Annotated in this window: 16 protein-coding genes and 1 pseudogene; 14 read left to right on the top strand and 3 right to left on the bottom strand. The window is 58.7% G+C overall.

Annotated features, from left to right (window positions below):
- The 13 genes and pseudogenes from Q1A32_RS19410 to Q1A32_RS19350 all read left to right on the top strand — a co-directional run bounded on the left by Q1A32_RS19410 (position 1) and on the right by Q1A32_RS19350 (position 13,017).
- On the top strand, positions 1-1,851 hold the full coding sequence (locus Q1A32_RS19410; protein ID WP_299656985.1) for a DUF262 domain-containing protein: 1,851 nt from the start codon (positions 1-3) through the stop codon (positions 1,849-1,851).
- Positions 1,848-3,320 (top strand): class I SAM-dependent DNA methyltransferase, encoded by a 1,473-nt coding sequence (locus Q1A32_RS19405; RefSeq protein ID WP_299656982.1) that lies wholly within the window; start codon positions 1,848-1,850, stop codon positions 3,318-3,320. The genes Q1A32_RS19410 and Q1A32_RS19405 overlap by 4 nt, the downstream gene beginning before the upstream one ends.
- 180 nt (positions 3,321-3,500) lie before the next feature.
- Positions 3,501-4,484, top strand: coding sequence for a P-type conjugative transfer ATPase TrbB (trbB, locus tag Q1A32_RS19400; protein WP_299656979.1), 984 nt, complete (start codon positions 3,501-3,503; stop codon positions 4,482-4,484).
- 71 nt (positions 4,485-4,555) lie between these two features.
- Positions 4,556-4,807, top strand: a pseudogene (locus Q1A32_RS19395) (TrbC/VirB2 family protein); the annotation flags it as partial.
- Positions 4,807-5,076: a VirB3 family type IV secretion system protein gene (locus Q1A32_RS19390; protein ID WP_299656976.1), complete on the top strand. Its 270-nt coding sequence runs from the start codon at positions 4,807-4,809 to the stop codon at positions 5,074-5,076. The pseudogene Q1A32_RS19395 and the gene Q1A32_RS19390, both read left to right, overlap by 1 nt.
- Before the next feature lie 4 nt (positions 5,077-5,080).
- Positions 5,081-7,561 carry a conjugal transfer protein TrbE gene (gene trbE, locus Q1A32_RS19385; protein ID WP_299656973.1) on the top strand — a complete coding sequence of 827 codons (2,481 nt, stop codon included), beginning with the start codon at positions 5,081-5,083 and terminating at the stop codon, positions 7,559-7,561.
- Positions 7,545-8,327: a P-type conjugative transfer protein TrbJ gene (gene trbJ / locus Q1A32_RS19380; protein WP_299656970.1), complete on the top strand. Its 783-nt coding sequence runs from the start codon at positions 7,545-7,547 to the stop codon at positions 8,325-8,327. Before trbE ends, trbJ begins: the two co-directional genes overlap by 17 nt.
- Before the next feature lie 4 nt (positions 8,328-8,331).
- On the top strand, positions 8,332-8,601 hold the full coding sequence (trbK-alt, locus tag Q1A32_RS19375) for a putative entry exclusion protein TrbK-alt (RefSeq protein ID WP_299656967.1): 270 nt from the start codon (positions 8,332-8,334) through the stop codon (positions 8,599-8,601).
- Positions 8,602-8,605: 4 nt separating this feature from the next.
- A complete protein-coding gene (trbL, locus tag Q1A32_RS19370; protein ID WP_299656964.1) occupies positions 8,606-9,892 on the top strand; it encodes a P-type conjugative transfer protein TrbL in 1,287 nt (428 codons plus the stop codon).
- Positions 9,892-10,575, top strand: coding sequence for a conjugal transfer protein TrbF (trbF, locus tag Q1A32_RS19365; protein WP_299656961.1), 684 nt, complete (start codon positions 9,892-9,894; stop codon positions 10,573-10,575). Before trbL ends, trbF begins: the two co-directional genes overlap by 1 nt.
- Positions 10,572-11,552: a P-type conjugative transfer protein TrbG gene (trbG, locus tag Q1A32_RS19360; RefSeq protein ID WP_299656958.1), complete on the top strand. Its 981-nt coding sequence runs from the start codon at positions 10,572-10,574 to the stop codon at positions 11,550-11,552. Before trbF ends, trbG begins: the two co-directional genes overlap by 4 nt.
- On the top strand, positions 11,549-12,748 hold the full coding sequence (locus Q1A32_RS19355) for a TrbI/VirB10 family protein (protein WP_299656955.1): 1,200 nt from the start codon (positions 11,549-11,551) through the stop codon (positions 12,746-12,748). The genes trbG and Q1A32_RS19355 overlap by 4 nt, the downstream gene beginning before the upstream one ends.
- Complete coding sequence (locus tag Q1A32_RS19350) at positions 12,745-13,017, top strand: DUF2274 domain-containing protein (protein WP_149884418.1); 273 nt, start codon at positions 12,745-12,747, stop codon at positions 13,015-13,017. Before Q1A32_RS19355 ends, Q1A32_RS19350 begins: the two co-directional genes overlap by 4 nt.
- A gap of 296 nt (positions 13,018-13,313) precedes the next feature.
- On the opposite strand, the gene Q1A32_RS19345 is transcribed toward Q1A32_RS19350, so the two are convergent.
- The 3 genes from Q1A32_RS19345 to Q1A32_RS19335 are packed head-to-tail and all read right to left on the bottom strand — an operon-like array spanning position 13,314 to position 15,988.
- On the bottom strand, positions 13,314-14,501 hold the full coding sequence (locus Q1A32_RS19345; protein WP_299656949.1) for a HAMP domain-containing sensor histidine kinase: 1,188 nt from the start codon (positions 14,499-14,501) through the stop codon (positions 13,314-13,316).
- Positions 14,482-14,940: a response regulator gene (locus tag Q1A32_RS19340; RefSeq protein ID WP_299656946.1), complete on the bottom strand. Its 459-nt coding sequence runs from the start codon at positions 14,938-14,940 to the stop codon at positions 14,482-14,484. Before Q1A32_RS19340 ends, Q1A32_RS19345 begins: the two co-directional genes overlap by 20 nt.
- A 1-nt stretch (position 14,941) precedes the next feature.
- Positions 14,942-15,988: an ATP-binding protein gene (locus tag Q1A32_RS19335; RefSeq protein WP_299656943.1), complete on the bottom strand. Its 1,047-nt coding sequence runs from the start codon at positions 15,986-15,988 to the stop codon at positions 14,942-14,944.
- Between the two features lie 66 nt (positions 15,989-16,054).
- On the opposite strand from Q1A32_RS19335, the gene Q1A32_RS19330 reads away from it, so the two are divergent.
- Positions 16,055-18,247 (top strand): beta-eliminating lyase-related protein, encoded by a 2,193-nt coding sequence (locus tag Q1A32_RS19330; protein WP_299656940.1) that lies wholly within the window; start codon positions 16,055-16,057, stop codon positions 18,245-18,247.
- Positions 18,248-18,603: the final 356 nt, after the last annotated feature.

Below are 18,603 nucleotides of genomic sequence, written 5' to 3'. Positions count from 1 at the left end.
ATGAGTACATTCGACAGCACCAAACTCCCTCTGCCTCAAGTTCTGTCCGATGTGACGAGCGGCATGATCCAGCTCCCTGATTTTCAGCGCGGCTGGGTCTGGGACGATGAGCATGTCAAATCCCTGCTGGTAAGCATAGCCCGTTCCTTTCCCGTCGGCGCGGTCATGATGCTCGATACAGGCGGCGACGTGCGTTTTCAGGTCCGACCGGTCGAGAATGTTGATTTCAAGGGCCCGATACCAGAGCCTGAAAAGTTGATCCTCGACGGGCAACAGCGTCTGACGTCGCTGACTCAAGTGCTCTCGCTCGAAAAGCCCGTCAAGACGTTCAACGAAAAGGGCAAGGCGATAAGCCGCCATTATTACATCGATATCGCCATGGCACTAGAAGATGATCGGCTTGAAGAGGCATTCATCTCAGTCCCCGAAGACAAGAAGATCAAGACGAATTTCGACCGCGATGTGGTCCTCGATCTTTCGACACGCGAGTTGGAGATCAAGAATTTCCATTTTCCATGCTCGCAAATCCTGAGTTCGGATGCATGGGAAGAGGCTTTGCACGAATTCGCACCTGAGAAATTCGGTGACTTCATGGCGTTCCGAAAGAAAGTGCTGACCGCATTCCGAAGCTATCAGCTGCCCGCGATCACACTGGGCAAGGCCACATCGAAAGAAGCGGTTTGCCTGGTTTTCGAAAAGGTGAACACCGGCGGCGTGCCGCTATCGGTATTCGAGTTGATGACGGCGACCTTCGCTGCAGATGGTTTTAACCTACGGGATGATTGGTATGGGAGTACATTGCGAAATGTCGAAGGGCGCTACCAACGGCTGAGCGAAGAGCCGATCCTGAAGGGGACCGAAGCTGCAGACTTCCTGCAAGCAATCTCGATCCTGCAAAGTTCGGAAAGGCGTAAAGCCGATATCGAGGCGGGAAAGAAGGGCAAGATGATTTCTGCGGTAAGCGCCAAGCGCGTGACCGTGCTTTCGCTTACGCTTGAAGACTACGAAAAATGGGCCCCTCTCGTTGAAGAGGGCTTCAAGCTGGCCGCGAAGTTCATGCGCAAGGAATGTTTCTTTGACGGACGCGAGCTGCCGTACCGTACGCAGCTTGTGCCCCTCGCTGCCGTTCTGTCTCAGATCAAGGAGCGGTGGCTGGAACCGAAAGTCCATGATCGTCTCTCCCGTTGGTTCTGGTGCGGCGTCTTGGGTGAGCTGTATGGCGGGGCCGTCGAAACGCGGATCGCCAACGATTTTGAAGAGCTGATGCCTTGGCTCTTAAGTGATCTAGATGACGAGGCTTATGAACTGATTGACGGCCTTCCAAGGACAATCAGCGAAGCCGCATTCCAGGAAAGCCGCCTAGATACGCTTCGCTCTCGAAACAGCGCCGCCTACAAGGGACTGAATATCCTTGTCCTCAGGGAAGGTGCCCGCGACTTCTTCTGGAAAGCGACGATCAAGGAGCTGGATGACGAAGATATTGCACTGGATATTCATCACATATTTCCCAGGGCGTGGTGTGAAGACAATGGGATCAAGGCGAACACTTACAATGCCATCGTCAACAAGACCCCCATTTCCTACAAGGCAAACCGGATGATTGGGCGTAAAGCGCCATCCGAATACCTGACCGCTCTTCAAAAGCACAAACAGGTTACGCTAGACGATCCGGCAATGAACGCTCTCCTCGCATCGCACCGTATCCCTGCTGATCTGCTTCGTGCTGACGATTTCGATGCGTTCTATTCTGGTCGAAAAGCCGAACTTCTCAGGTTGGTCGAAAGAGCGATGGGCAAAGCTGCACAACTGGATCAAACAGGAGTTGTATCGAACGCAGGTGAGGAACAATGAACACCGTCCCTATTGTGTCCAAGGTCTGGAGCTTCTGCACCACGCTGCGCGACGACGGCGTCGGCTATGGCGACTACCTGGAGCAGCTCACCTACCTCATCTTCCTCAAGATGGCGGACGAATACGCCAAGCCCCCCTACAGCCGCGATGTGGGGATCCCGGCGGGGTATGACTGGACCAGTCTGACCTCGCGGCGGGGAGCGGAACTGGAAGCGCATTACGTTATGCTGTTGCGCAAGCTAGGCGAGCAAAAGGGTATGCTCGGCCAGATTTTCACCAAGGCGCAGAACAAGATCACCGATCCGGCCAAGCTGTTCCGCCTGATTGACATGGTGGACAGCACGAAATGGGTGATGCTGGGCGCCGACGTGAAGGGCGACATCTACGAAGGGCTGCTGGAACGCAACGCCGAGGATACGAAGTCAGGAGCGGGCCAGTATTTCACCCCGCGCGCCCTGATCCGAGCAATGGTTGACTGTGTCCGTCCCGAGCCAGGCAGAACAATTGCAGATCCGGCATGTGGGACAGGCGGTTTCTTCCTCGCCGCTCACGATTTCCTGACAGACCCGGACAACCATGCTCTCGACAAGGACCAGAAGTCTTTCCTCAAGCATTCGACTTTCTTCGGTAACGAGATCGTCGCCGGGACCCGGCGCCTTTGCCTGATGAATATGTTCCTGCACGGGATCGGAGAAATGACCGGGGACACTCTTGTGTCCCCCGCGGACGCACTGATCTCCCCACCATCGGAAACCTTCGACTACGTTCTTGCGAACCCGCCTTTCGGCAAAAAGAGTTCGATGAGCTTCACCAATGCGGAGGGCGAGCAGGAGACGGACGACCTGACCTACAACAGGCAGGATTTCTGGGCGACCACATCGAACAAACAGCTGAACTTCGTCCAACATATCCGGACCATGCTGAAAACAACCGGCCAAGCCGCCGTGGTCGTGCCTGACAATGTTCTGTTCGAAGGCGGCGCGGGAGAGACCATCCGGCGCAAACTGCTTCAAACGACCGATCTGCACACCATTCTTCGCCTGCCCACGGGCATCTTCTATGCGCAGGGCGTAAAAGCGAACGTGGTTTTCTTCGACAACCGCGCGGCCAGCCCCGATCCGCAGACCTCCAAGGTCTGGTACTACGATTACAGGACGAACGTGCATCATACCTTGAAGCAGAAGCCCCTGACGTACGTGCACCTCCAAGAATTTGTCTCGTGCTACAAACCCGAAAATCGATATGAACGCAGCCCGACCTGGAGCGAAGAAAGCCCAGATGGGCGCTGGCGCTCATTTGACCGGGAAGAATTACTGGCACGTGACAAGGCAAGCCTCGATCTTTTCTGGCTTCGTGATGCGTCAATGACTGATCACGAAAATCTTCCCGAGCCCGAAGTTCTGGCAGAAGAGATCATGGAGAACCTTCGATCCGCCCTCGCGAGCTTTGAAGCCGTGAGTGTGGATTAGGATTCGTATTCGTTCCGATGATCGCGGTTCAAGTCGCTCCGGAACGCCCTGGTTTGGAGGACTTGATTTCGCCGAAGCCCTTTCGTTCTAACCGATGACGCTACTACGCCTGCAGAGCTGTTGCCCGTAACCAAATAACGGTCTTCTTGATCGGTCCCGTGAACCATTACGGGGCCGATTATGACCGTTACGCCTTTCAAATCAGAAACGTCTTCCCGCGGCGCACGCATGTTGCGCACGGCCCTTGGGCCTGGCATCGCTGCATGGCTCGAAGATGCGGGCGTCGTCGAGGTGATGCTGAACCCTGACGGGCGGCTCTGGGTTGACCGTCTTGCCGATGGACTGAGCGACACAGGCGCGTTCCTGTCCCCTGCCGATGGCGAGCGCATCATCCGTCTTGTCTCGCATCACGTCGGTGCGGAGGTGCATCCCGCGGCCCCGCGTGTTTCGGCTGAATTGCCAGACACGGGCGAGCGCTTCGAGGGTTTGCTGCCACCAGTTGTTTCTGCACCCACATTTGCCATTCGCAAGCCCGCCGTCGCGGTGTTCACCCTCGACGACTACGTTTCCGGCAGAATTCTCTCGGCTGACGCCGCGGGTCACCTGCGCGAGGGGATCATCGGCCGGGCCAATATTCTTGTCGCGGGTGGGACCTCAACCGGCAAGACGACCCTCACCAATGCGCTGTTGGCGGAGATCGCCAAGACCTCGGACCGCGTGGTGCTGATCGAGGACACGCGCGAGCTGCAATGCCTGACCCCCAACCTCGTGGCTCTCCGCACCAAGGACGGGGTCGCGACCTTGTCCGATCTCGTGCGCGCGTCGCTGCGGCTGAGGCCTGATCGCATCCCCATCGGAGAGGTGCGCGGCCCCGAAGCGCTCGACCTGCTGAAAGCCTGGGGCACCGGCCATCCGGGCGGGATCGGCACGATCCACGCCGGGTCCGCCATCGGCGCGTTGCGGCGGCTCGAACAGCTGATCCAAGAGGCGGTGGTGACAGTTCCGCGCGCGCTGATCGCAGAAACCATCGATCTGATCGCTGTTCTGTCCGGACGGGGCGCCGAACGTCGCCTCTCTGAATTGGCGCGTGTCACCGGCCTGACCACCACGGGCGATTACGCCCTCACCCCTGTTTTCCCACCAATACAAGGAAGCCATCCATGACCCTTCTGCCATCATTTCGCACAGCCCTTGGCGCAACCGCCCTCGGCCTCCTCGCTTTTGCCCTGCCCGAGCCAGCGCTCGCCGCCGGGTCCGGCATGCCATGGGAAGCCCCCTTGCAAACCATCCTCGAGTCGATCGAAGGCCCGGTCGCCAAGATCGTCGCAGTGATCATCATCATCGTCACGGGCCTGACACTGGCCTTTGGCGACAGTTCAGGCGGGTTCCGGCGGCTGGTGCAGATTGTCTTCGGGCTGTCCATCGCCTTCGCGGCCTCGAGCTTCTTTCTGTCCTTCTTCTCCTTTGGCGGCGGAGCGCTCATCTGATGGAGAACCCCAACGACATTCCCGGCTATTTCGCGCCGGTGCACCGCGCCTTGATCGATCCGATCCTGCTGGCCGGTGCGCCGCGCACCATCGCCATTGCCAATGGCACCCTGGCGGCCGCCATCGGGCTCGGCTTGCGGCTCTGGCTCGTTGGCCTCGCATTCTGGCTAGTGGGCCACCTTCTCGCGGTCTGGGCCGCGAAGCGGGACGCACAGATCGCCGAGGTGGCGCGCAGACATCTGCGCTACCCCTCCTGGTTCGGAGTCTGAGCCGATGATGCGTCTGGCCGAATACCGCTCCAAATCCGCCCTACTGACCGACTTCCTGCCCTGGGCCGCGCTTGTCGCGCCCGGCGTCATCCTGAACAAGGACGGCAGCCTGCAACGCACCGCGCGGTTTCGGGGGCCTGATCTGGACTCCGCCACGCCCGCCGAACTGGTTGCAACATCGGCCCGGCTCAACAGCGCGCTGCGTCGGCTTGGGTCCGGCTGGGCCGTCTTCGTGGAAGCACAACGGATCCCGGCACAGGACTATCCCGTCTCCGAGTTTCCCGATCCGGTCTCGGCCCTTGTCGATGCCGAACGGCGCGCGCAGTTCGAAGAAGCGGGGGCACATTTCGAGAGCGCGTATTTCCTGACCCTGGTCTGGATGCCGCCCGCTGACGACGCGAGCCGCGCCGAAGGCTGGCTGCTTGAGAACGCACCGGATCGCAGCACCAAGCCTCAGGACCTGATCTCCGCCTTTGTCAGCCGCGCCGACCGGCTGACCGATCTGCTCGACAGGTTCATGCCGGAAATCGCCTGGCTCGCCGATGAAGAGACCCTGACCTATCTGCATTCAACCGTTTCGACCCGGCGCCAGCGCGTCCGCGTCCCGGAGGTCCCTATGCATCTGGACGCGGTGCTGACCGATGACCCTCTTGTGGGTGGGCTGACACCCCGCCTCGGGGCCGCACATCTCAAGACCCTGAGCATCATTGGGCTGCCAAGCGCTACCTGGCCCGGACTGCTCGACGAGTTGAACGGGCAAGGGTTCGAGTATCGCTGGTGCACGCGCGCGATCTGCCTCGACAAGACGGATGCCGCCCGGGTGTTCACCCGCATTCGGCGACAGTGGTTCGCCAAGCGCAAGTCGGTCGCCGCGATCCTGAAGGAGGTGATGACCAACGAGGCCTCGACCTTGCTCGACAGCGACGCGGCCAACAAGGCGGCAGATGCGGACGAGGCGCTGCAGGAACTCGGTGCCGATGTGGCGGGTGCGGCCTATGTCACCGCCACGATCACCGTCTGGGACGAAGACCCGCGGGCGGCCGAAGCGAAGCTCAAGGCGGTAGAGAAGATCGTGCAGGGGCGCGATTTTACCTGCATCCCGGAAACTCTGAACGCGCTCGAGGCCTGGCTCGGCTCCCTGCCCGGCCATCTCTACGCCAATGTCCGCCAACCTCCCATCTCGACGCTGAACCTCGCCCAAATGATCCCGATCTCGGCGGTCTGGGCGGGGCCGGACCGGAACGACCATCTGGACGGCCCGCCGCTGTTCCACGCCGAAACCGACGGCACGACCCCGTTTCGCTTCTCCACCCATGTGGGCGATGTCGGCCATACCTTGATCGTTGGCCCGACCGGGGCGGGCAAATCGGTTCTGCTGGCCCTCATGGCGCTGCAATTCCGCCGATACCCGGGCGCGCAGGTCTTCGCCTTCGACTTCGGCGGCTCGATCCGTTGCGCCACGCTCGCTATGGGCGGGGATTGGGAGAACCTGGGCGATGCACTGGCCGACGAGGACCCGGCGGTTCAACTGCAGCCACTGGCGCGGATCGAAGACGCGTCCGAACGCGCCTGGGCGCAGGACTGGCTCGCGGGAATCCTCGGACGGGAAGGCGCGACGATCGACCCAGGCGCGCGGGACCATCTCTGGTCGGCTTTGAGCTCGCTCGCCTCGGCCCCGCGCGAGGAGCGCACACTGACCGGCCTCTCGGTCCTGCTGCAATCGACCGAGTTGAAACGCGCGCTCAAGCCCTTCTGCCTCGGCGGGCCTTTCGGACGGCTTCTCGATGCTGAGGCCGAAGACCTGGGCAGCGCCGAGGTGCTCGCCTTTGAGACCGAAGGGTTGATCGGATCAGCGGCCGCCCCCGCCGTGCTGGCCTATCTCTTCCACCGGATCGAGGCGCGGCTCGACGGGCGGCCCACGATGATCCTGATCGACGAGGGCTGGCTGGCGCTGGACGATGCCAATTTCGGCGGGCAGCTGCGTGAATGGCTGAAGACGCTGAGAAAGAAGAACGCCTCCGTGATCTTCGCCACCCAATCGCTGGCCGATATCGACGGGTCCCTCATCGCGCCTGCCATCATCGAGAGCTGCCCCACGCGCGTCTTCCTGCCCAACGAGCGCGCCTTCGAACCCCAGATCGCCCGAATCTACCAGAATTTCGGGCTAAACGACCGCCAGATCGACATCGTCGCCCGCGCGACGCCGAAGCGCGACTACTACTGCCAGTCTCGCCGCGGAAACCGGCTCTTTTCCCTGGGCCTCGGCGAGGTGGCGCTGGCCTTCACCGCCGCCTCTTCCAAGGCCGATCAGGCCGCAATCAGCAATCTTATCGCCACCCATGGCCAGAATGACTTTGCCGCCGCCTGGCTGCGTCATCGCGGTCTTGATTGGGCCGTCGACCTGCTCGGGCCCGACATCGCACCAGCAGCTCCGACACCCCCTCACCCTGACCAAAAGGAGACAGAACATGACCCGCAATCCTGAGCGCCCTGCCCGGCCCCGCAAACTCGCCGCCGCATTGATGGCCAGCGCCCTCGTCCTAACACCGGTTCTATCGACACCGGCCCAGGCCTTCTTCTTCGGCGGTGGTGGCCGGATCGTCTACGATCCGCGGAACCACGCCGAAAACATCCTCTCGGCTGCCCGCGCGCTGGAGCAGATCAACAACCAGATCGCGCAGATCCAGAACCAGGCGCAAATGCTGATGAACGATGCGCTGAACCTCGCGAACCTGCCGCATTCGTCACTGGCGCAGCTGCAGGACGCCATCGGCGAGACGCAGCGCCTCTTGGCCGATGCCCAGAGCCTCGCCTTCGACGTGGCCACTATCGAACAGGCCTTCACGCAGGACTACGGTGCTGCCGCAGCGCAGGGCGATTTCGACGCGATGATAGCAGGCGCGCGCGAGCGGTGGGAGACCTCCGTCGCGGGCTTCGAAGACGCGTTGCGCGTGCAGGCCGGGGTCGTGGGCAATATCGACGGCGCGCGAACTCACATGGAAGCGCTCATCCGCGAAAGCCAAGGAGCCGTTGGGGCCCTGCAGGTCGCGCAGGCTGGCAACCAACTGCTCGCATTGCAATCGACACAGATCGCCGATCTGACGGCAGCCATCGCCGCGCAGAACCGTGCCGAAGCGCTGGAAGCCGCCCGCATCGCCTCCGCCGAGGCGCAGGGCCGCGAGAACCTCGCGCGGTTCCTCGATTACGGCGGCGGCTACTCCCCCGGCACAGTACGGCTGTTCGGGGAGTAAGCGTATGGCCCTCGACACCCCGCGAACTCTGCGCCTTGTCGCCTTCGGTATCGGCGGCCTTGCCGCCCTCGCCGCCGCCGTCGAACTGACACGCACGGTCCTGCCCACCGACACCGGGAATGTGGTCAGGGATGACGCCTTGCGCGGCATCCTCGCGCGTTGCCGTGACCTGACGCCCGAAGACTACGCAGCCGACACCGAATGCCGCGCCGCCTGGGAGGCGGCCCGGCAGCGCTTCTTCGATCTGGCGCCAGAGCCGGCCGGAACGGAGTGAGGCGATGGGCGGCGTCAGTGTCATCGACCGGTTTCTCGAGGTTTTCGCCTCCTACATCGATTCCGGCTTCGGCCTTCTCGGCGGCGACGTCGCCTTTCTCGCCACCACGCTGATCGTCATCGACATCACGCTGGCCGCCCTGTTCTGGGCCTGGGGCGCGGATGACGACATCATCGCCCGGCTGGTGAAAAAGACCCTCTTCGTCGGGGTCTTCGCCTATATCATCGGCAACTGGAACACGCTGGCCCGGATCGTTTTCGACAGTTTCGCGGGCCTTGGCCTGGTCGCCACCGGCGGCACGATCTCCGCTAGTGAACTGCTTCAGCCCGGCCGCATCGCGCAGGTGGGGCTCGAGGCCGGCCAGCCGATCCTTGCCTCCATCGCCGAACTCTCCGGGTTCGTCGCCGTCTTCGAGAACTTCATCCAGATCGGGATCCTGTTCTTCGCCTGGCTGGTGGTCCTGCTTTCGTTCTTCATCCTCGCGATCCAGCTCTTCGTCACCCTGATCGAATTCAAATTGGCCACGCTGGCGGGTTTCATCCTCGTGCCCTTCGGCCTCTTCAACAAGACCGCGTTCATGGCCGAACGCGTGCTGGGCCTCGTCATTTCCTCCGGCGTCAAGGTTCTGGTCCTGGCCGTGATCGTCGGCATCGGGTCGACCATCTTCAGCGAGTTCACCGCCGGGTTTGCGGGTGAACCCACAATCAACGACGCGATGTCCGTGGTCCTCGGCGCGCTGGCGCTTCTCGCACTCGGTATCTTCGGCCCCGGCATCGCCAATGGCATTGTCTCGGGCGGGCCACAGCTTGGCGCAGGCGCAGCTGTCGGCACCGGTATCGCCGTGGGCGGGGCCGCGGTCGCCGGTGTCGCCGGGACCCGGATGGCACTTGGCACCGGTGGCGCGGCCTTGCGTGGTGCCAGTGCGGTTGGCAGCGGAACCGCGACCGCTTACCAACTTGGTGCCGCGTCCCGCAGCACAGCGTTGGGCAAGTCCGTCGGTGGCGTGGCCGCTGTCGGCAAGACCGGTGCCGTCGCCGCGTTCAGCCCGCTCCGGCGCGCGATCTCGGACGGCGCGCAGTCCGGCGCCCGCGCAGCCTATGCCGCCACCGGCGGGCGCATTGCGGGTGGCGCCCTGCCCGCCCCGGCCAATGACGGCCCACCCGATTGGGCGCGCCGGATGAAGCGCCAGCAATCCCTTCAACACGGCCTCTCGACCGCCGCCCATGTCATCCGCTCCGGAGACCATGGCGGCGGCGGCACGGTCGTCAGCCTCTCCGAAAGGTCCTCCTGATGTTCCGACGCCCCAGTGTCCGCTATGGCACCACGCCCGAGCCTGTCACCCCCTACCAGAAGGCCGCCCAGGTCTGGGACGAGCGCATCGGCTCGGCCCGCGTCCAGGCCCGCAACTGGCGCCTTATGGCGCTCGGATGCCTCGCCCTGTCCGCCGGGCTCAGCGCGGCGCTCGCCTGGCAATCGACACGCAGCAGCGTCGTCCCCTACGTGGTCGAGGTCGACAATCTTGGTGCGGCACAGGCCGTCGCCCCGGCGCTGGCCGAGTATCGCCCGACCGATCCGCAGATCGCGTGGCATCTCGCCCGCTTCGTTGAGCATGTCCGGCAGGTCCCTGCCGATCCGATCGTGCTGCGCCAGAACTGGCTTCGTGCCTACGATTTCGCCACGGACCGCGGCGCTGTCGCGCTGAATGACCATGCCCGGGTGAACGATCCCTTCGCGCAGGTCGGCGACACGCAGGTCTCCGTCGAAGTCTCGAGCGTCATCCGCGCCTCGGATACGAGCTTCCGCGTCGCCTGGATCGAGCGGCGATACGAAAACGGTCAACTCGCCAGCACCGATCGCTGGACCGCCATCCTGACCGTCGTGATCCAACCGCCGCGCGATGCGGAGCGCCTGCGGGCCAACCCCCTCGGCGTCTATGTCCATGCCATCAACTGGTCGAGGGAGAATGCCCAATGACCCGACTTCGCCCCATCCCCGTTCTTCTCATCGCGGCCACGGCGCTGACCGCCTGCACGGGGCAACGCCCGCCCGAAATCGCCTACGATGATCACATCCCGGCACTCGCTCCGCCGCCGGCACCACCCCCGGCCGAGGGGCCGCCCCGCCCGGTTCACACGCCCCCCGCCTGGACGCCCTCCCGCGGCGGCGATCCGGAAGCGGATACGCCCGAGGCGCGCATCATCGCCGCAAATGCCGCCGCCCGGGTCGAACCCCGCCAGCAGGGCTATTACAACGCCATGCAGGTTTTTCCGTGGAGCGAAGGCGCGCTCTACCAGATCTATGCAGCACCCGGCCAGATCACGAATATCGCGCTCGAACCCGGCGAACGCCTGACCGGCCCCGGCCCGATCGCGGCGGGCGACACCGCGCGCTGGATCATCGGTGATACCACCAGCGGTGCGGGTCGCACCGAGCGCGTCCATATCCTCGTGAAACCCACCCGCCCCGACATCTCCACCAATCTCGTCGTCAACACCAACCGGCGCACCTATCACATCGAGTTGCACGCCGACGAAGAGACTTGGATGCCCAGCGTTGCATGGGCCTATCCAGAGGTGCGAACCACGCCCCGCACCCCAACAATTCGCCGCCCGGCGATCCCGCACGAGGCCGAACGGCACTACCGCTATGGCTTGCAGGGCGACGCCCCACCCTGGCGGCCGGTCTCGGTCTTCGACGATGGACGGCGTGTCTATGTCGTCTTTCCACCCGGTATCGCCCAGGGCGAAATGCCCCCGCTCTTCGTGATCGGCGCGGATGGGCGCAGCCAGATCGTCAACACCCGCGTGCGCGGCAATGTGCTGATCGTGGACAGGCTCTTCGGAGCCGCGGAATTGCGTCTCGGCGAAAGACAACAGCAGGTCGTGCGGATCGTACGGACGGATGGCGATCAGCGCCCGCCGCGCGCGCCCCAGCCGGAGGCGGAGCGATGACACAAACCCCTGATATGCCGGAGCCACCACGGACCGAGCAAGACATCGCCCAGGAACTCCGCCTCAGGCCCGATCCGCCCCGTGTCATGCGCCTGTCCCGCCGGGCCATCGCCCTTGCCACCGCAATCGGCGGTCTGGGTCTGGGCGCAATCCTGATCGTGGCCCTGCAGAACAACCGGCAGGAGGGCACCCAGACCGAGCTCTTTTCCACCGAACGCATTCAGGCGGCTGAAGGGCTGTCCACACTGCCTCGGGATTACGCAGATGTCCCGCGTCTCGGCCCACCCTTGCCCGGTGAGCTGGGCCGCGCCATCCTTGGGGCGCAAGATCGCGGCCAGCCGGTCCCGGCACCGCCCCTTTCCGGTCCTTTGGCCCCCACAGTCGATCCCGAGGAACAACGCCGCCTTCAGGAACTCGACGCCGCCAGGCTGAGCGCCCTTTTCGCCGAGGCGCAAACCGTGCAACGCGGCGGAGCACAGCCCACATCGACGCCCCCCGCGACCGGCGTGCTCTTCCCCTCCACATTGGGCAGCCCGACGGCAAGCGATCCGGTCTCAAACCGAGAGGCGTTCCTCACCCGACCCGGAAACACGGAAACCGTGAGTGCACAACGCATCACGGCACCGCCCAGCCCCTACATCCTGCAGGCCGGAACGGTGATCCCGGCCGCCCTGATCACCGGCCTGCACTCCGATCTACCGGGCCAGATCTCGGCCCAGGTGACGTCGAATGTCTTTGATAGCCCCTCAGGGCGGTACTTGCTGATCCCGCAAGGCGCTCGGCTTCTGGGAGAATACGACAGCCGCATCGCCTCCGGGCAAAGCCGTCTGCTTCTGGTCTGGACCCGCCTAATCCTTCCGGATGGTCGCTCCATTGTGCTGGAGCGCGCGCCCGGTACTGACGGAACAGGCGCGTCCGGCCTGCAGGACCGGGTCAACTATCATTGGGGTCGCGTCTTCCTTGCTGCTGGCCTCGCCACGATCCTGAACCTCGGCCTGGAAAGTGGCGCAGAAACCGAAGACGATGTCGCCCGCGCCATCCGCGAGGCCGCGCAGGACACGATCGGACGGACCGGGGACGAGATCGTCCGCCAGCAGCTCGCCGTCCCGCCGACACTGACCATACGCCCGGGCTTCCCGGTCCGCGTCATGGTCACCCGCGACCTGATCCTCGAGCCCTTGGGAGAAGTCCGATGACGAAACTGAAGCTTGGCCCGATCCATGACGACAAGCCGGTCAAGCTGACCGTCGAACTTCCCGCTGATGTACACCGTGACCTTTGCGACTACGCGGCTGTCCTCGGCCAACAGACCGGACAGGATCTTGAGCCCGCCCGCCTCGTCGCCCCCATGCTCGACCGCTTCATGGCCACGGACCGCGGGTTCGCTGCAGCGCGCAAGGCGGGATCGAGGGCCAACCGCAAGAAGCCAGACCCACCGAAGCCACTGGATTCCGATCAGGGCTAAGTATCTGTGAAATCGTAAGTCTCTTGGCGGATCGCATTGCACATGGATCGCACATAGGCACCCCCTACCTGCCTCAGGTTACTAGGGAGTCGGTCCGATCCTCCATTAGCGCACCAAGCGGAAGGGGTTAAGAAAGACCCGCATCAAATATCATACAATCATGCCAACCCCAAAACAGTGCACTCAAACAAAAACGACAAACGCTTAATCGAGATTTCCGCAATTTGATCTAAGATAAATGTCAGATGGCCCTTACATCAAATAAAACCATGTGAGTTGACTTTTCCGGACTTTGGTCAAGATACCAAGGGGGCCAACTCTCTATCTGCTCTCAAGGGAACAATAAAAGTAGCGCGGCATCCAATTCCTTCAGGACCTCTGTCAAGACGCAGACTACCCGACATATCGCGATTCCAGTGAAGCCTCGCTATTTTTGCAGCTTCCGCACAGCCAATCCCAAAACTAACACCTCTATCAGCCAAGTTTTCCCCCGAATAATTCGGCTTAAGGGCCATTTTCTCTTCGCCCGGACTTAGTCCAACCCCATTGTCCAAGACTTCTACCTTCAAATACTCCACGCCAGATCTGAAAACGCCAAGAGTGGCATTAAACTCAACCCATCCTTGCTCACCAAGATGGCTTATTGCCTTATTTGCATTCTCCAAGAGGTTCTCCAATGCAATCGACAATAGCTGCCGGTCAAAGCTGCCAATCTCGAGTTCTACGTCAATCGAAGGGCGCAAATTCTGCACCGTATTGATGCGTCCTAAGAATTCTTCAAGAAAGTTCGAAATCACTACATCTTCTGGCGTGATTTGATCTCGAGTATAAAACTGAAGCACACGCTCCAGCTTCGCCTCAAGATAATCATTCTCGCGAATTGCTTTGTCAATCGTGCCGACTTGAACAACGGAGAAAGGTGCGCCACTCTCCTCCTTGATCATCTTCAAATCATTTCTCCACTTGCGCAACTCTCGACGAAGGGTATGAGCAATCGCGTTGGAAAAGTTAAGGCGTGCCTCACTCTGAAATCGCAAGAAATTTTTGCTATATAGGCAAGCGTACTCCAATTGCTCTATCACTTGAACGGCCGCTGTATCTGTCAACTTCCTTTTTTGAAGAATGCCAAAACATCCAACCTCGGCTGCGCGCTTTTTGGTGAAGGGCCCAACACGATGCGACAATACGATAAAATTTGTACTCGGGCTCAGTATTTTGCCTAGGGTAACAAACGCAAAACCATCCCAAACAGTATCGTTGAAATCAGAAGCATCTTGGTCGTCGAGCTCTAGATCGACAATGCATAAGCTGATATTGTTCTTCTCTGCCAAGCGGGCGAGCGCTAAGGTTGGGCGAGCTTCGCTAATAAGCTGATATTTACTACTACCTGTTGACTCGAGAAACTCAGAGAACTCCAGAAGATCCGCAGCATCGTCGTCTACATGAAGTAGAAGAAAATCATCCTCAGGCAACGCGTTTCTCATGCAAATCAACCCAATAGACAAGTATATCTGAGAGCGATTGTACTAGTCGATCGCGGTTGATCGGTTTCTTCACATAAGAAGTCGCGCCGGCAGTGTACGCACGTTCCCTAGCGTGTTTATTCGAAGTCTTTGAGAAAACAACGATCGGGAAGTCTTCATACTCGCGTGACTTCCGGAGGGCTTCGACTGCTCTCACACCTTCCCAATCGTCCTCATCAATCTGTAAATCAACCACTGCTATGTACGCATCATCGACGCCACCAGACGACAGCCAACCATCAAACTCTTCTTGATTCACCATCAGGTGAGGAACAATACATTGAACGCGCGAATGGCTGGAGTTGCCGCGCTCCATAAGAGCCGCCTTAGCTTCTTCAACCAAGTCTTTCATTTCTGCATCGTCTTCATACACGACAACCATCAACTTTTTCTTTGGCAAGTCATGTCCTCCCTTGCATCATCTTCAACGGAAGATTCACTGTGATGCAGGTACCCACACCCTCGTGCGATGATGCATAGACAGCGCCATCGTACAGGTCAACAACGCGTTTGACTATCGCAAGCCCTATGCCCATGCCAGAAAACTCATCGCGGCTTGAAACTCCGCCTTTCTTTACTTTGGGCCTTGTTGATGCCTCTTGGTTTGGACGCAGCCCTCTTTTGAACGGCTTGAATATCGACTTAATTTTTTTTGGATCAATCCCAATTCCCATATCAACAAAGTGTATCGCAAACATACCATCAGGAACTCGACCCAAAGGCATGAAGTCGGGAATTGGCCACCGAACAGCTAAATCTTCGTCGTAGGATGGATCCTCTGCAGCGACGAAGATCATGCAAGTTTCACCCCGTCGATATTTCAACGAATTCTTAATCAAATTTGAGAACAACGAAAAGCAATGAGAATAATCAATTTTGAGCGTTGGAAGGTGATTCAACACCACCAAAGACGATTGTCGTTCCGAGTCCAACATGAATCGCCGCTGCTGAGAAAAAAAGTTGTTTAGGTTTGTATGCTCTGGATTTGCCACAGGTGTGAACTCAAGGAGCTCAATCATACCTTTTACGTAATGCTTGCTGCGTCGGCCAAAATACTCTATGTCGTCGCACGCTTCATCGCAAAGAGATATCACTTTCCTCACCCGAGGTCGCCTAGCACGACTCGGTCGTTGATAGTCAATTCTTTCTAACAACCTGGAAAACTCCTCCGCCAAGTCTATTACATCATCAAGTCTGGGGGCGATCAACTTGTCGAATACTCCGTCAATCTTGAAATGGTCGAACTCCTCATAGTTTGTATCCCAGAAAAGATTGAACTCGTTGTCAATTGCGTCAAGCAAGACAATCATTTTCTCGGGTCGGCGCGAGAATTTGATGGTCGCCTCAAACTCCCGTAAGACCCCGGACGGCCCGGAAGCATCTTGAAGTACCCTAGCGCGACGATCAAGAAACGTAATGGTCTGCCCGAAATCGTGAGGCAGTGCCATTCGAAGCAAGTCCTTGATTTGTTGTTCTTCGGCGGTAAGCATGGTTTCCGACAGCAGGAGAAGTTGATGAACAAAGTGTATGAGCCTACAATAGTAACTATAGACGACGATGAAGCAAGCGTTCGTCAGATCCTGACCTCTCTTGAGACCTCCCTATGGTGGCGCACCAACCCGCTGGAACTCGGCGACTCAGATGTCGTTATTCAGCCAACCGTCGAAGGGATCTTTCCAAACCAAAATGAAGGACTTAAGTCGTATCTCGACCGAGTTCGCGCGCGCATCTTTGGTGAAGCTACCGATTCGGCCGCCGCCTCAGAAGCCTATGATTCAAGCATCATCTTTTTGGTTGACTGGAAGTTTGAACTAAACTGGTCGGCCAATGACGGCCCAAAACCAGACGGAATTTCGCTGTGCAGAGAAATCAAAAAATATATTCCGCATGCGTTCTGTTGCCTAATCACAGCCCACAACAGCCTGGAGACAAATGAAACGGACTTTGATGCATTCGAGACGGCAATCGAAAAAGGCGACCTTGACCATCAAGGTGGGATTGATCTTTTGGCGAGGAAAATAACAGAACACCTCCAGATAAATGCACAGTCTCCGACATGGGATGGTCTGCTGAAGTATGCCAGCATGGACAAAGAAATTTTTCATGCTCTCGGCGTGGGGGATGGGCAAAATCGATCCATCACAAGCTCGGGATTCATAGAGAAATTTGGGCAAAACCTCTTTTCTGCGGAGGCTTCGCTAACGCTTGAGCCTCTCGACAGCTTGCTTGCTCCCAATGGCTGCATCGTAGAGTCACAAAACCTATTTGCGAAGGCATTCGGCGCTCGGAAGGCACGGTTTTGCACGAACGGAACTACTGGAGCGAATTCAATCCTTTGGTCCGCACTATTTGATGATGGAGATGTGGTAATTGTTGATAGAAACTGCCACATATCACACCACTACAGCGCAGCAATGCAGAACGCGATACCCCTCTACGTCAATCCTGAGGTCGCCGTTGATCCCGACGTTTTCGGGCCTGTTGCCCTTAGTAGCGTTCTTGATTTGCTCAAAACTGCCGCGAAAGATGGCTATGTCGAAAAAATCAAAGGATTGGTATTAACCAACTGCACATTTGATGGCTATGTCCTAAATGCCACGGAGTATGTTGAAGCAATCGATCAATTTCTTCGCGGTATTGGTCTATCAAATCTGGCAGATCAATTTGTGTATGTTTTTGATGAGGCGTGGTTTTCTTTCGCTCGGTTTGATCCGGGGTTAATTCGGTTTACTGGAATGTTTGCCGCAACGCATGCCCAACTTCCAGGCAATGTGAAACCTAGAGTATACGTCACTCAGTCGGTACACAAAACACTCACGGCGCTGAGGCAAGCTTCGGTTATTCTAGAAAGTGATCACTTTTTGGATGGAGATAATCAGGCTTCGGGACTTGAAACACAGCGATTTAAGCAAAGTTACCTTGCCCGCACAACAACTAGCCCAAGCGCGCCTATCGTTGCCTCATTCGACATTGCTAGAAGGCAAATGGCTCTTGAAGGAGGAACGCTGATACAAGATAGCGTGAAAGCTATCAACGACCTGAAAGGGCTTTTGTTTGGAAATAAATGGGGGTCTGTAAAACAATATTTCGACCCAACACCGCCACATGGAAGAGCCCGCGAGACTGAAGCCAATCTTGTTAAGGATCCAACAAAACTGACAATATTCCACAAGCTTAATGTCAGCTCTGCTGCAGCAAAAACGAGAATGTGGAATATCGGACGTGTTCAGGTTAACAAGTATGGCGAAGACTCTCTAATGTTTATGTTCATGCCGGGCTTCAAGAAGAGTAGAATTACTAGCCTTCTGAGCAAACTTAAGCTCATCGTAGCAGATTCCAATCCAGATGAGGTTTCAAGTGAGATAGACAGAATGTCTATTCCAAATCTACAGTTTTGCCTCGGCAAGGACCATAAACCACTAGAATACCCGAAGGGTGTCATAACTGAAGGCGGCTGGGCTATGAGAGACATGTTGTTCTCGAAAACTGGTCGGCTTGCCGTGCCGACGAAGAGCGAGGAATTGAATGACACTGACCAGTACGTTGTTGGCAGTTTCATCACACCCTACCCGCCTGGATTCCCAATCTTTTATCCCGGTCAAGTAGTGACTGGCGCCGAAATCAAGCAGGTTTTTTCTATTCCGGGCGAGGTGCATGGTCGCAGCGCTGAGGGAGAGATTTCCCTCTGGAAACTTAGTCTTAGATGATATCTTAAAGATTCGTAGTTGACACAGGCTGCTCTAGTCTCTGACACCTTCGTCGTTAATAGCCAAGAGCAGAGATTATGAACTCTTCCAGGACATTCTGGACCTGTTAGAAGGCCCGAATTTGCAGGCAGATGCGCCAGAAAAATTGGAGGCTTTCAGTGGAGCTTACAATGAGGAACGCCCACACAGCGAAATCGGGATGAAGTCCCAGCAGGACTGATGATATTGCAAGGCGCACCCAGCCCGCCTTTGTGATAAAAAGACGGCAGAATTAACCCTGACCGCAGACGCCTTGGGGGGCAGGTCAGATAGACTAGCAAAGTCGAGATACGGAAGGCTCAGCTCAGCGCTCAAAA

Origin of the sequence: uncultured Tateyamaria sp. (genome assembly GCF_947503415.1) — a bacterium.
GTDB lineage: Bacteria > Pseudomonadota > Alphaproteobacteria > Rhodobacterales > Rhodobacteraceae > Tateyamaria.
The sequence above is the reverse complement of the archived record's forward strand: the minus strand, read 5'-3'. Positions and strand labels throughout refer to the sequence as shown.

What these genes read in the sequence shown, in the direction of transcription:
- Q1A32_RS19410 (WP_299656985.1), top strand. Translation starts at nt 1, where the DNA reads ATGAGTACATTCGACAGCACCAAACTCCCTCTGCCTCAAGTTCTGTCC.
- Q1A32_RS19405 (WP_299656982.1), top strand. Translation starts at nt 1,848, where the DNA reads ATGAACACCGTCCCTATTGTGTCCAAGGTCTGGAGCTTCTGCACCACG.
- trbB (WP_299656979.1), top strand. Translation starts at nt 3,501, where the DNA reads ATGACCGTTACGCCTTTCAAATCAGAAACGTCTTCCCGCGGCGCACGC.
- Q1A32_RS19390 (WP_299656976.1), top strand. Translation starts at nt 4,807, where the DNA reads ATGGAGAACCCCAACGACATTCCCGGCTATTTCGCGCCGGTGCACCGC.
- trbE (WP_299656973.1), top strand. Translation starts at nt 5,081, where the DNA reads ATGATGCGTCTGGCCGAATACCGCTCCAAATCCGCCCTACTGACCGAC.
- trbJ (WP_299656970.1), top strand. Translation starts at nt 7,545, where the DNA reads ATGACCCGCAATCCTGAGCGCCCTGCCCGGCCCCGCAAACTCGCCGCC.
- trbK-alt (WP_299656967.1), top strand. Translation starts at nt 8,332, where the DNA reads ATGGCCCTCGACACCCCGCGAACTCTGCGCCTTGTCGCCTTCGGTATC.
- trbL (WP_299656964.1), top strand. Translation starts at nt 8,606, where the DNA reads ATGGGCGGCGTCAGTGTCATCGACCGGTTTCTCGAGGTTTTCGCCTCC.
- trbF (WP_299656961.1), top strand. Translation starts at nt 9,892, where the DNA reads ATGTTCCGACGCCCCAGTGTCCGCTATGGCACCACGCCCGAGCCTGTC.
- trbG (WP_299656958.1), top strand. Translation starts at nt 10,572, where the DNA reads ATGACCCGACTTCGCCCCATCCCCGTTCTTCTCATCGCGGCCACGGCG.
- Q1A32_RS19355 (WP_299656955.1), top strand. Translation starts at nt 11,549, where the DNA reads ATGACACAAACCCCTGATATGCCGGAGCCACCACGGACCGAGCAAGAC.
- Q1A32_RS19350 (WP_149884418.1), top strand. Translation starts at nt 12,745, where the DNA reads ATGACGAAACTGAAGCTTGGCCCGATCCATGACGACAAGCCGGTCAAG.
- Q1A32_RS19345 (WP_299656949.1), bottom strand. Translation starts at nt 14,501, where the DNA reads ATGAGAAACGCGTTGCCTGAGGATGATTTTCTTCTACTTCATGTAGAC.
- Q1A32_RS19335 (WP_299656943.1), bottom strand. Translation starts at nt 15,988, where the DNA reads ATGGCACTGCCTCACGATTTCGGGCAGACCATTACGTTTCTTGATCGT.
- Q1A32_RS19330 (WP_299656940.1), top strand. Translation starts at nt 16,055, where the DNA reads ATGAACAAAGTGTATGAGCCTACAATAGTAACTATAGACGACGATGAA.